11 protein-coding genes are annotated in these 12,840 nt (G+C 64.4%); 3 read left to right on the top strand and 8 right to left on the bottom strand.

Annotated elements, in window-relative coordinates:
- Positions 1 to 162 precede the first annotated feature (162 nt).
- A complete protein-coding gene (locus ACSQ3L_RS02465; protein ID WP_436158485.1) occupies positions 163 to 1,272 on the bottom strand; it encodes a LacI family DNA-binding transcriptional regulator in 1,110 nt (369 codons plus the stop codon).
- A 558-nt stretch (positions 1,273 to 1,830) separates the two neighbouring features.
- Between ACSQ3L_RS02465 and ACSQ3L_RS02460 the strand changes: the two genes are divergently transcribed.
- The 3 genes from ACSQ3L_RS02460 (at position 1,831) to ACSQ3L_RS02450 (ending at position 5,508) form a co-directional block, all read left to right on the top strand.
- Entirely contained in the window at positions 1,831 to 2,793 is a 963-nt protein-coding gene (locus ACSQ3L_RS02460) for a sugar-binding protein (RefSeq protein ID WP_436158484.1), read from the top strand.
- A gap of 121 nt (positions 2,794 to 2,914) precedes the next feature.
- Entirely contained in the window at positions 2,915 to 4,453 is a 1,539-nt protein-coding gene (locus tag ACSQ3L_RS02455; RefSeq protein ID WP_436163372.1) for a sugar ABC transporter ATP-binding protein, read from the top strand.
- Positions 4,454 to 4,512: 59 nt separating this feature from the next.
- Entirely contained in the window at positions 4,513 to 5,508 is a 996-nt protein-coding gene (locus ACSQ3L_RS02450; protein WP_436158483.1) for an ABC transporter permease, read from the top strand.
- A 290-nt stretch (positions 5,509 to 5,798) separates the two neighbouring features.
- On the opposite strand, the gene phnN is transcribed toward ACSQ3L_RS02450, so the two are convergent.
- The 7 genes from phnN to iolD all read right to left on the bottom strand — a co-directional run bounded on the left by phnN (position 5,799) and on the right by iolD (position 12,829).
- On the bottom strand, positions 5,799 to 6,428 hold the full coding sequence (phnN, locus tag ACSQ3L_RS02445; protein WP_436158482.1) for a phosphonate metabolism protein/1,5-bisphosphokinase (PRPP-forming) PhnN: 630 nt from the start codon (positions 6,426 to 6,428) through the stop codon (positions 5,799 to 5,801).
- The gene (locus ACSQ3L_RS02440) at positions 6,425 to 7,564 is read right to left on the bottom strand and encodes an alpha-D-ribose 1-methylphosphonate 5-triphosphate diphosphatase (RefSeq protein ID WP_436158481.1); all 1,140 of its coding nucleotides are present in this window, start codon (positions 7,562 to 7,564) and stop codon (positions 6,425 to 6,427) included. Before ACSQ3L_RS02440 ends, phnN begins: the two co-directional genes overlap by 4 nt.
- Positions 7,565 to 7,613: 49 nt before the next feature.
- On the bottom strand, positions 7,614 to 8,321 hold the full coding sequence (locus ACSQ3L_RS02435; protein ID WP_436158480.1) for a DUF1045 domain-containing protein: 708 nt from the start codon (positions 8,319 to 8,321) through the stop codon (positions 7,614 to 7,616).
- 458 nt (positions 8,322 to 8,779) lie between these two features.
- Complete coding sequence (gene iolB, locus ACSQ3L_RS02430) at positions 8,780 to 9,592, bottom strand: 5-deoxy-glucuronate isomerase (RefSeq protein WP_436158479.1); 813 nt, start codon at positions 9,590 to 9,592, stop codon at positions 8,780 to 8,782.
- Between the two features lie 5 nt (positions 9,593 to 9,597).
- Positions 9,598 to 9,816: a DUF3329 domain-containing protein gene (locus tag ACSQ3L_RS02425; RefSeq protein WP_436158478.1), complete on the bottom strand. Its 219-nt coding sequence runs from the start codon at positions 9,814 to 9,816 to the stop codon at positions 9,598 to 9,600.
- Between the two features lie 57 nt (positions 9,817 to 9,873).
- Entirely contained in the window at positions 9,874 to 10,791 is a 918-nt protein-coding gene (gene iolE, locus ACSQ3L_RS02420; protein ID WP_436158477.1) for a myo-inosose-2 dehydratase, read from the bottom strand.
- A 187-nt stretch (positions 10,792 to 10,978) separates the two neighbouring features.
- Positions 10,979 to 12,829, bottom strand: coding sequence for a 3D-(3,5/4)-trihydroxycyclohexane-1,2-dione acylhydrolase (decyclizing) (iolD, locus tag ACSQ3L_RS02415; protein WP_436158476.1), 1,851 nt, complete (start codon positions 12,827 to 12,829; stop codon positions 10,979 to 10,981).
- Positions 12,830 to 12,840 lie beyond the last annotated feature (11 nt).

Below are 12,840 nucleotides of genomic sequence, written 5' to 3'. Positions count from 1 at the left end.
TCAAAAGGAGTGCCGAGTTCTATCTCGCACGCCAGTTTTCAGCGACTTGGTCCGGGATGGCGTCTTGCCGCACTACGCCGTGCACGCGCAAGCCACATTCGCGAAAGAGCACGGTTCATTCGGTCGCCCGGCCGCGTAGACATCGCGAACGGCGAGTTCACCTCACGCCACTGTCCTGATCGTCGCCACACTCTCCCGCTCCACCAGCGGGCACTCCAGCTTGGTAATCGGATACCGCCCCCTTCCCACCACCGCCGGCGCTTCCAGCTGCTCGATCGCCCATTGGCCCATCGCCATATGCGGCAGGATCGAGGTGGTCAGCGGCGGGAAGAGGTGGCGGGCGATTTCCTCGTCGTCGTAGCCGACGACGGAAATGTCCTGCGGGATGTGCAGGCCGGCTTCCTTCAGCGCTTCGTAGCAGCCGATCGCGGTGCGGTCGTTCTGGCAGAAGATGGCGGTGGGCTTATCCCTGAGCGCCAGCAGCTTGACGGTCGCGGCGTAGCCGGCGCTGGCCGACCAGTCGCCCTCGACCACCAGGTCGGGGTCGAACGGGATGTCGGCGGTGGCGAGCGCGCGGCGGTAGCCTTTCAGCCGGTCCTGGGCGGCCTGCATCCACGGCTCGCCGGTGATGGTGGCGATGCGGCGGTGGCCGTGGCTGATCAGGTGGCGGGTCGAGCTCTGGCCGCCGGCGATCTCGCTCGGCACCACGGCGGGGAAGGCATAGTCCGCCGTGTAGCAGTTGAGCAGGATCACCGGGATGTCGAGGCCGTAGAGGTAATCGGGCGCCGTGATTTCGCGGGTGAAGATGGTCATGTAGATCAGCGCCGAAATGCCCCGCTTGGTCAGGGCTGAAATGGCGCGCGGCTCCATGACGGAATCGCCCAGCGTCTGCGCCACCAGAAGCACGTTGCCGGCATTCCACGAGGCCTGGCGCGCGCCCTCAATGGCGACGACGGCTTCCGGGCTGGTGGCGAGCTGGTCGACGGCAAAGCCGATCACCCCGTCCAGCCCCTCGAAGGCGGGCAGCGGCGGGTGAAGCGCCTCGAAAGCGGGCGCGGTGTAGCCAAGCGTCCGCGCGGCTTCGATCACCCGTTCGCGGGTCTGCTGCGACAGCTTGATCCCTGGCGAATTGTTGAGCACGAAGGAAACGGTCGCCTGCGAGCAGCCGGCCGCCCTGGCGATATCGATCATGGTGACGCGGCCCTTGGTGCCCTTGGCCGGTGCCTTGCGGCGCCTCGCCGTGTCGATGGCCGGATCCGTCGTCTCGCTCATGGCAAATCCCAGTCTGGCAGGCCGGTCAAGCCGGCAAGATGGCGTGACGCCGTCGATTTATAGAGATAACGCCAAAGCCATTTATAACTATTAGCATGCTTAACGTCCACTGCCATGCATCTTCATACAAGCCAAAGCTCAAATGCCAAAAGGCCTGCGCCACGGCGCAGCCAAGACTCGGCTCGCCGGCGGATACGCCGCGAAACCGCTGACATCGCCTCGGAACTAATACTGTTTACTAATACAAAGATGCGCTGTACCGTCAATCCGTCGCGTCCGGCCCGGTCAGGTCCGGGGCGGCGGGAGTGGAAGAAAATGGCCCGATGGCGAGCGGATCGACCTCCGCAAGCTTTGTCTCGGACATGTGATATGTCTGACAAATCGGACTATTTACGAATGAAGGATGAGTCTCTAAGGTCCATGATCGTGGCTGGAACGACGCCATTCTTTCGGTGCCGGGAACCCCTTTGAGGAGGAGGGCGTCCACGCTGCAAACGGCAAAATCAGGTCAGTGCAAGATCGGCCAGTCCAACGACTGAGCCAAACGGGAGGTTGAACATGAAATCCTTGATACGCAATGCATCCGTAGCCGCGACCGCGCTGCTGCTTGGCCTGTCGGCCACGGCAATCGCGCGCGCCGACGACAAGCCGACGCTGGCCTTCGTCGTCAACGGCGCTTCCGATTTCTGGAAGGCCGCCGAAGCCGGCGTCAAGAAGGCGCAGGGCGAACTGCCCGACTACAATCTCGAACTCAAATATCCGGAACAATCCTCGGTCGCCATCCAGCAGCGGCTGATGGACGATCTGGTGACCGCCGGCGTCAAGGGCATCATGGTCTCGGCGGTCGACCCGAAGACCTCGACCGATGGGCTGAACAAGATCGCTTCGGAAACCGCGCTGTTCACCACCGATAGCGACGCACCGCAGACCAAGCGCGTCGCCTATATCGGCTCATCCAATGTCGATGCCGGCAAGCAGGCGGCCGAAATCGCCAAGAAGGCGATGCCCGATGGCGGCAAGTGCCTCGGCTTCGTCGGCCTGCTCGGCGCCGACAATGCCAAGGAACGCATCCAGGGCATGAAGGACGGCCTGGCCGGCACCAAGATCGAGCTGATCGACGTGCGCGGCGACGACATCGACCAGGCGCGCGCCAAGAAGAACGTCGAGGACGCGCTGGTCGCCAGCCCCGACGTCACCTGCATGGTCGGCTTCTACTCCTACAACACGCCGCGCATCTACGAAGCGCTGCGCGATGCCGGCAAGCTCGGCTCGATCACCGTCGTCGGCTTCGATGACGATCCGATCACGCTGGGCGGCGTCAAGGAAGGCACCGTTGCCGCAACCGTCGTGCAGCAGCCCTTCGAATGGGCCTATCAGGGCATGAAGCTGATGGCCGCCTATCTCAAGGGCGACAAGTCGGGCATCCCGGAAGGCGGTCTCATCATCGTCCCCACCAAGATTATCGGCAAGGACGACGTCGACACCTACGCCGCCAATTTGAAGGCGATGTCTGGAAACTAAGACTTGAAGCAGTTCAGCCGGCTCAACTTCGCTTGGGCCGGCTGCTCGCATTGACGAACCGCACGCGGATCGTCAGTCTGAAGATGGACCAAAAACGGCCCACCGGCTGCTGTCAGGCATGATGAATTATTCCGACACATCCATCGCCGCTATCGCCCCGTTCCTCAGCCTCGAGAACGTGCGCAAGACCTATCCGGGCGTCGTCGCCCTCGACGGCTTTTCCATGGAGGTCAGGCCGGGCGAGGTCATCGGCCTCGTCGGCGAGAACGGCGCCGGCAAATCGACACTGATGAAGATCCTCGGCGGCGTCACCAGGCCCGACAGCGGCACGATCACCGTCGACGGCTCCGCGCATGACAGGCTCTCCGTCGAAGCCAGTATCGGTTCGGGCATCGCCTTCGTCCACCAGGAACTCAACCTGTTCGACAATCTCGATGTCGCCGCCAACATCTTTTTCGGCCGCGAGCCGTTGCGCGGCGGGCCGCTGAAGCTCGTCGACCGCGCAAAACTGCGCACCATGGTGGCGCCGCTGTTGAAGCGCGTCGGCGCCAATTTTTCCGCCGACACGCAGGTTGCGACCCTGTCGCTGGCGCAGCAGCAGATGGTCGAGATCGCCAAGGCGCTGTCGATCGAGGCGCGGCTGGTCATCCTCGATGAGCCGACATCGAGCCTGCCGCTCGCCGAGACCGACAAATTGCTCGACGTCATCAAGGCGCTGAAGGCCGACGGCATCAGCGTCATCTTCATTTCGCACCGCCTGCACGAGGTAGAACGCGTCGCCGACCGCGTCGTCGTGCTGCGCGACGGCATGCTGGCCGGCACGTTGGGCAAGCACGACATAGGCCACGACCAGATGGTCAAGCTGATGATCGGCCGCATGCTGAAGGAGCGCGAGAAGGCCTCGGAGGCCGCGCGCGCGCCGGGCGCCACGGCGCTTTCGGCCAAGGCCATCCGCACGCCGGCCTATCCCGGCCGCCCGGTCGACCTCGACGTCAGGCGCGGCGAAATCCTCGGCCTTGCCGGCCTTGTCGGCTCCGGCCGCACCGAGCTGGCGCGGGTGTTCTTCGGCATCGACTCGAAGCTTGGCGGCACGCTCGAGCTCGACGGCAAGCCGCTTGCGCTGGCTTCCGCGGCCGACGCCGTCGCGCATGGCATCTTCCTGGTGCCGGAAGACCGCAAGCTGACCGGCATCCTGCTCGACCTGTCGATCGCCCAGAACATCTCGCTGCCCAATTTGCCGGGGCATGCGCGCCGCTCCCTGGTTTCCAAAAGCGCCGAGGCCGCCACCGCCGAGAAGCAAAAGAAGAATCTCGGCATCAAGGCGCCTTCGGTGCAGACGCGCACCGGCACGTTGTCGGGCGGCAACCAGCAGAAGGTCGTGCTTGGCAAATGGCTCGCCATGAACCCCAAGGTGATGATCCTCGACGAGCCGACGCGCGGCATCGACATTGGCGCCAAGGCCGAGATTTACGGCCTGATGCGCGCGCTCGCCGATGCCGGCGTCGCCGTGCTGATGATCTCCTCCGACATGGAAGAGGTGATCGGCGTGTCCGACCGCATCGCCGTCATGCATGAGGGCCAGATCTCGGGCATTCTCGACAAGGACCGGTTCAGCCAGGAAAACGTGCTGCTGCTGGCGGTGGGCAAGCAGCCGAAATAGTTTTTGTTTTTGCCACGGGTCGCGCGGAACCTGCCCGGGCAGGCATTGGGGAGAAGACGATGAGCAAGAAAGATCTCGGCCTGCTAATCCTGATCCTGGTGGTCGGCGCCATCGTCGCGATCATCAATCCGCGCTTCCTGTTGCCGATCAACCTCGCCAACACGTCGAACCTGATCGGCCTGTTCGGCATCCTCTCGATCGGCCAGGCCTTCGTCATCATCACCGGCGGCATCGAACTGTCGGTCGGCTCGGTGGTCGCGCTGCTGGGCACGCTGTTCATCGACTTCATCGCCGTGCGCGAGGTGGGGTGGCCGCTGGCCTTCGTGCTGATCCTCTTCCTTGGCGCCATCATCGGCCTTGTGCATGGCTGGCTGATCACAAGGCTGAAGCTGCAGCCTTTCGTCGTCACGTTGTGCGGCCTGTTGATCTATCGCGGCGTCGCCCGCTTCTACACCGCCGACGGCACGGCGGGTTTTGCGTTCGGCCAGAATTTTCCCGAGCTCGAATTCCTGACGGCAGGCCGCTCCTGGGGCGTGCCGAACAGCTTCATCGCGCTGATCGTCATTGCCATCGTCATGTGGGTGGTGCTGCACCGCTCGGTATTCGGCCGCTATCTCTACGCCATCGGCAAGAACGAGGAGGCGGCGAAATATTCGGGCATCCGCACCGGCCGCGTCGTCATGGCGGCTTACGTCATCTGCGGCGTGCTGACGGCGCTGTCGGCGATCTATTTCGCCATGTACACGCGGTCGATTTCGCCGGCCAGCCACGGTCAGTTCTACGAGCTCTACGCCATCGCCGCCGCCGTCCTCGGCGGCTTCTCGCTGCGTGGCGGCGAGGGCTCGCTGATCGGCGTCCTGCTCGGCACGGTGCTGCTGCAGGAGCTGCAGAACCTCGTCAACCTGCTTGGCATCCCGTCCTCGCTCAACTTCGCGGTGATGGGCGGCGTCATCCTCATCGGCGTGCTGGTCGACCAGCAATGGGGCGTGTTCCGGGAGCGGCGGCTGATGGTCGACGCCACGCGCAAGGGCGTGGCGGGCCAGGCCGCGGAATAACTGTGCCGCCTCTTCCTCCCCCACAAGGCAGGGCTGTCGCATATGGATTCTTGCGAAGAAGGACCCCCACCCTAACCCTCCCCACAAGGGGGAGGGAACGCTGCCGCGTGCCTCTAATTCTTCTTTGGCGCCGAAAAGACAGGCGATTCGCCTAGGTCAGCACCAACGGAAATCTCCCTCCCCCTTGTGGGGAGGGGTTAGGGGTGGGGGTCCGTGCCGGGCAGACATCTCGAGAATTCCATATGCGATAGCCATGCCCCACAAGGGAAGGGGGGAAGGAAACCGTCGGCCTAGATCAGGCCCGACATGTCGGAAAAAGCCATCGCCTTGCGCAGCACCTCGGCGAAGCGTTCGCCGGCCGCCTCGCGCGGGCCGCTGTTGTCGATCGAAGTGACGCCAGGGCCGGACAGGGTGACATTGGCGCTGCGTGCCAGCCGCGCCAGCACTTCGCCGCGTGACTCGCGGCCGCGCATCGCGAGACGCTCGGCCAGCACCTGAGGCGAGGCGGTGATCTCGACGACAGCCAGATTGGCATAGCGTTCGCGCAGCATTGGGATGATCGCGCGCGAGACATTCGCAATGGCGACACGGCCATTGGCGACCGACCAGTCGACATCGGCGGGGATGCCATAGCGCAAGCCATGCGCCTCCCAGGAGATGGCGAAGGCGCCGTCGGCTTCGGCTTCGATGAAGGCGGCATCGGCCAGCGTGTCGTGGTCCTCGCTGGCGGCATCGCTCGGCCTTGTGATGACACGGCGGACGAACTCCAGCCTTGTCTCCTCGGCAAAGCGGGCGCGGGCGTAGCCGATCACCGTGTCCTTGCCGGCGCCGCTCGGACCGACGACGGCGACGAAGACACCATCGCGGATCGGAAACGTCGCGGCCGACAATTCCCGCTCGATCAAGGCAGACACCATCATGCGACCCGGCGTCCCTGCCGCCAGACGGTACGCACGACCGGGACGTGGTCGTCGACACGCACGCGCACCAGATCGGCGCGGCGGCCCTGCTCGATGACGCCGCGGTCGGTCAGGCCAATCGCATCGGCCGGGTTCTTCGAGACCATGGCGACCGCCTGCGGCAGGGAGATGCCGTCGACGACGTCGCCGAGGAAGAAGGCCGACTGGATCAGGCTGAAGGGAATGTAGTCGGACGACAGGATGTCGAGCAGCCCGTCGCTGGCCAGCGTGCGGGCCGAGACATTGCCCGAATGCGAGGCGCCGCGCATGACGTTCGGCGCGCCCATCAGCACGCCCATCCCGGCGGCTTTCGAGGCCCTGGCGGCCTCTTCCGTGGTCGGGAACTCGGCAACGCGCACGCCCTGTTCGATCGCCTCGCCGACATGGCCTGATGTGGCGTCGTCATGGCTGGCCAGCACGATGCCGCGCTCATGGCAAGCAGCGGCGATATGGACACGGTTCGGTGCCGAATTCACCGCCGATTCCGCCATCCGCTTTTCGCAGAACAGGTTGAAGTCGCGATCGGTCAGCTTCAGCTTGCGCTGGTAGTAGTAGGCATAGGTTTCGAGATTGACGAACTGGCGCTGGCCTGGTGCGTGGTCCATCAGCGATGCCAGCTTGACCCGTTCATCACTGTCGAAATTGGCGAATGCCTTGAGGCAATCGGGCGCCGAAACCTCGCAACGCAGATGGATGAAATGGTCGGCGCGCAGACGGTCCTGCTGGACGCTGTCCTCGATCGCGTCGGCCAGCTTACGAATGTCTGTCGACGTCAGGTCGGCGTCCTCGTCCATGCCGACGCGCAAGGCGTCGAGCACGGTGGTGATGCCGGCGGTCGCCACCTGCGCGTCATGGGCAAGCACGGCGGCGATCGGGTTCCAGCGCACCTTCGGCCGCGGCGCGTAGTGGCCTTCGAGGTGGTCGGTGTGCAGTTCGACCAGCCCGGGAATGATATAGTCACCGCCCATATCCTCGCCGGTTCGGCTGTTGCCCGCTTCGATGCCGGCGATAAAGCCGTCGCGCAGCACCAGCGAACCCTCGACGATCTCGTCGGCAAGCACGATGCGGGCATTCTGGAGAACGGTCTCGGCGGTCATTTCAGGCAGTCCTTGGTTATTCCGGCTGGAGTTGTTCCGGCAGAGTTGTTCAGGCGGTTTTTCGAGCCGGGCGGCGCCCGAGTGCGTGATGCGAGAGCACCATGAACGGTGCGCCCGGTTCGGTTTCGACAAACAATGTCAGCGCATCGACCAGCACCGGCTGTTGCAGCACCTGCGTGAACAGGCTGTCGATTGCTGCACGCAAACGAGGGCTTTCCTGTGACCCCGCCCGGCCGGACAGTGTCATGTGGAAGCGAAAGGTTTCGAAGACGTAGGGATAGCCCCATTGGCAGAGATTGCGGAACTCGGCCGGCTTCAGCGAATCCGGGCTGCGCCGCTCGATCTCGGCTTCCGTCAACGGCGCGCGAAACCGGTCGAAGCCGAGCACCACGTCATCGGCGAAGCGATTGAGCGCAGGCAGCGGGCCTTCCGGCACCAGTGCGAAGAAGCCGTCGATCTGGCTGACCACAAGGCGCGGGATGGTCACCACCGGCGTCGCCTCGGCAAAATGGTCGAGTGCGGCGCGAAGCGAGGCTTCGGTCTCATTGGCAGCCAGCCGGAACGGCGCCTTCAGCGTCGCGTGAAAGCCATAGCGGCGCGCCGAAGCGGTGTGGAAAGCGACTTCCGCCGCCGACAGATCGGCCACCGCCTCAACCGGCCTTGTCGCGGCACCAAACGGGTCACGGCCGAGCCAATTGGCGGCGATCCGCGCCAGCGGTTGGTCCTGCCGGGGGGTGAAATAGATGGCATAACGCATGGATAGTCCTCGTCAGTCCCGCTGCCATAGGTGATTTCCATGACGGATTGACGAAGCTTTGAAGGGTTTTCGAAGGCAAATCGACCCATCCCGGTCCTTAGCCGACGATTTTTTTGTGCTGGACCACTTTTTCGAGCTGTCTGCGCCGCCCTTCAGCTGCCTGCCTGCCTCGGCTCCTTCCTCTCCCTCCGGAGGGGGGAGAGGTGGCGCCGCGAAGCGGCGACGGAGTGGGGGAAGGCGTTCGCTAAACGCGCAGCCGCCGCAAGGCAGGCACGAGCAAGAAACTCAGGCGGCGGCGAAGGTCGACCCCCACTCCGTCGAGCTTCGCTCGACACCTCTCCCCCGATCGACGGGGGAGAGGAAAGGCAGGGCGGTGAGGGGTGGCACCGGCTTTCGACGACGGGTGGCTCCAAACAAGCGGAGCTGACCTTGGCGGAAGCTATTCAATTGGAGGCCGATCAGGCCTTCATCAGCCATTCGTGCTCGGGCGCATTGTGGAATTTCCACGTCCGCTTCGGTCCGGCCATCACGTTGAGATAGTAAAGGTCGTAGCCGTGGCAGGCGGCGCAGGGGTGATAACCCCTAGGCACCAGCACGACGTCGCCATCCTCGACGGCCATCGCTTCGTCGAGCGCGCGATGGCCGTTCTGGTCGGCATCGGTGTAGACGCGCTGGAAGGCAAAGCCCTGCGGCGGGTTGAGGCGGTGATAGTAGGTTTCCTCGAGATAGGATTCAGCAGGCAGATTGTCCTGGTCGTGCTTGTGCGGCGGGTAGCTCGACGTATGCCCGCCGGGCGTGATGACCTCGACCACCAGCAGCGAATCGGCCGGCTTGCCCTCCGGCAAGATATTGGTGACGTAGCGCGTGTTGGTGCCCTTGCCGCGCACCTCCTGGCCGAGATCGTCCGGTGTTATCACCCGCACCGGCAAGCCGCCACCAAGACCCGGCGCCGAGCAGACCGCCAGCTCCAGCTCGGTATCCGCCGTCACCGACCAGTCCGATCCCTCAGGCACATACACCGACCACGGCTTGCCCTCGAAGGGCGACATCCGCTCGCCGAGCAGGCCGAGATCCTTGCCGCCGGCCCTCGCATTGCCCTTGCCGGTGACGAACACCAGGCAGACTTCGCGATCATCCGTTTTTCCCGAGGCGCTTTCGCCCGGCTTCAGCCGATGCAGGTCAAACCCGACATAGGTCCAGCCGGCGCTTTTCGGCGTCACATGGGCGACGCGGCCATGGCCCTTGTCGGCTTTGACGAGCAGCTTCGACATCCGGTTTACTCCTTCGGTTCGGCCTCGGCCGCTGCCTTGCTGTCGTCGGCCGGCTTGTAGAGATAGAAAAACTGCCAGACGGCGTAACCGGCGAAGCCGAGCGCGATGACGCCCCAGAACGGCGTGCCGGTGGCGAACTCGATGATCGACCAGATGACGCAGACCGCGACGACGGCGACACGCCGCCACATAGGCCGGAAGAAGGGGTGCTCGTAATCTTTCATCGGGCCAATCTACAGCAATCGGCGTCGCCGGGAACCATAGCATCAGGCCCCCCTTGATCAGACATTGGGAAAGCCTTGCGTCTCGACCGTGTAGCCGGCGGCGGTCATCACCCGCATCAATTCCTTGTGGCCAACCTGCGCCATTTTGAGCGGCGGGTTCTTCTTCGGATCCTGCTCGGCCTCGACCACGAACCAGCCCTCATAGCCATGGTCGGCGAAGCGCTGCACGATGGCGCCGAAATCCAGCGAGCCGTCGCCCGGCACCGTGAAGGCGCCCAGCGCCACGGCGTCGAGGAAGGACTGTTTCGTGCGGTCGAGCCTGTCGATCACGCCCATGCGCACATCCTTCACATGCACATGGTTGATGCGCTTGTGGTGATTGTCGATGGCGCGCAGAACATCGCCGCCGGCAAAGGCCAGATGCCCGGCATCGAGCAGCAGCGGAATGCCGGCTCCGGAATGGCGCATGAAGGCATCGAGCTCCGGCTCGGTCTCGACCACCGCCGCCATGTGGTGATGATAGGAAAGCGGCATGCCCTGTTCGGCGCACCATTCGCCAAATTCGGTCAGGCGCCTGGCATAGGTCTTCATCTCGTCGTCCGACAGCTTCGGCTTGGTGGCCAACGGCTTCGAGCGGTCGCCCTGGATCGAGCGGCCGACCTCGCCATAAACGATGCAAGGCGCGCTCACCGCCTTGAACAGGTCGATCATCGGCTGGATACGATCCTTGTTGTCAGCCATCCCCCCGTCGACCAGCGTGCCCGAGAACCAGCCACCGCACAGGGTGACGTCGGCCGCCTTCAGGATCGGCAGCATCACATCGGGGTCATTGGGAAAACGCCGGCCCATCTCCATGCCGGTGAAGCCGGCCGAGCGCGACTGGCGCAGACATTCCTCCAGCGACACGTCATCGCTGAGTTCCGCAAGATCGTCGTTCCACCACGCAATGGGGGACATGCCCAGTTTGGCTTTCAAGTCGTCACTCCAGTTTCAGTTCGTATTCACCCTCCCCCTTGTGGGGGTCCGAAGGACGGGCGAGACCCGTGGCTCGCCCCGGCAAGTCGCTGCGAAGCAGCGGAGTGGGGGCGGCGCCGGACCCCCACCCGGACCTCCGGTCCGACCTCCCCACAAGGGGGAGGTAGGGGTACCGCGCAGCCATCATTCAATCGCCGATGGTCTGCATCTTCCGCTTCTCGTCATACGCCTTGCGTGCCGCGTTGACCTGCGGCCGCACTGAGACTTCCGGCACCGCCACATCCCACCAGTGACCGCCGGCATCGGTGGAAACCAGCGGATCGGTGTCGATGACCAGTACCGTGGTACGCGGATTCTTCTTGGCTTGTGCCAGCGCGTTTTCCAGTCCGGCGATCGATGGCACTTTCTCGGCAATCGCGCCCATGCTCGCGGCATGCGCGGCGAAGTCGATGTCGGGCAGGAACTCGTGGCGCGAGTCCTTCAGCAGATTGTTGAAGTTGGCGCCGCCGGTCGCCATCTGCAGCCGGTTGATGCAGCCATAGCCGCGGTTGTCAAGCAGCACGATGGTCAGCTTCAGGCCGAGCATCACCGAGGTGGCGATCTCCGAATTCATCATCAGATAGGAGCCGTCGCCGATCATGACGACGATCTCCTCGCCGGGCTTGGCCATCTTGGCGCCAAGCCCGCCGGCAATCTCGTAGCCCATGGTCGAGAAGCCATATTCGCCATGGTAGGATCCGGGCGCGCCGGCCTGCCAAAGTTTGTGCAATTCGCCCGGCAGGCCGCCGGAGGCATTCAGCAGCGTCACGCCCGCGCCCATGGCCCGTTGCACGGCGCCGATCACTTGCGCATCGGACGGACAGGCGGCATTGGTCGACGCCGTCACCTTGGCCGCTTCGGCTTGCCAGGCCGTCTTGCCGGTGGCCGCATTGTCGGTCCAGGTGGAGGGCGCCTTCCAGCCCGTCAGCGCCGTACCGAGTTCCGCCAGACCTTCGGCGGCATCAGCGACCAGTGGCAGCGCGCGGTGCTTACCGGCGTCGAAAGGCTGGACGTTCAAGCCGATGATGGTCTTGCCCGAATTCTTGAACAGCGCCCACGAGCCGGTGGTGAAATCCTGCAGGCGCGTGCCGATGGCGAGCACGACATCGGCTTCTTCGGCCAGCCGATTGGCGGCTGAAGTGCCGGTGACGCCGACCGCCGCCATGTTGAGCGGATGGTCGTCCGGCAGCGAGGATTTGCCGCCTTGCGTCTCGCAGACCGGAATGCCGGCGCCCTCGGCGAATTTCGCCAGTTCGTCCGACGCCTGCGAATAGAGGACACCGCCGCCGGCGATCACCAGCGGCTTTTTTGCGCCCTTGAGCGCGGCGACAGCAGCCGCTAGCTCTTGGCGGTCCGGGCGCGGCCGGCGCTGATGCCAGACCCGCTCCGCGAAAAAACTCTCGGGATAGTCATAGGCCTCGGCCTGGACGTCCTGGCATAGCGACAACGTCACCGGCCCGCATTCGGCCGGATCGGTCAGCACGGCCATGGCGCGGCTGAGCGCAGGAATGATCTGCTCCGGCCGGGTGATGCGGTCGAAATAGCGCGAAACCGGACGGAAGCAGTCATTGACCGTCGCCGTGCCGTCGGAGAAATCCTCGGCCTGCTGCAGCACCGGATCGGGGATGCGGTTGGCGAAGACGTCGCCGGGTAAAAACAGGACGGGCAACCTGTTTACATGGGCGAGCGCGGCGGCCGTCACCATGTTGAGCGCGCCAGGGCCGATCGAAGAGGTCGCGGCCATGAAGCGGCGGCGGAAATTGGCCTTGGCATAGGCGATCGCCGCATGCGCCATTGCCTGTTCGTTGTGGGCGCGGAAGGTAGGCAGTTCGTCGCGCACCTGATAGAGCGCTTCGCCGATGCCGGCGACATTGCCGTGACCGAAGATCGCCCAGACGCCGCCGAAGATCGGCACGGTCTTGCCGTCGATCTCGGTCATCTGGCGGGACAGGAAGCGGGTCAGCGCCTGCGCCATCGTCAGGCGGATTGTCTTGCTCATGGTGTTTTCCT

Source organism: Mesorhizobium sp. LjRoot246 (assembly GCF_964254115.1).
In the GTDB taxonomy this organism is placed as follows: Bacteria; Pseudomonadota; Alphaproteobacteria; order Rhizobiales; family Rhizobiaceae; genus Mesorhizobium.
This window is presented reverse-complemented; position numbering and strand designations above follow the sequence as displayed.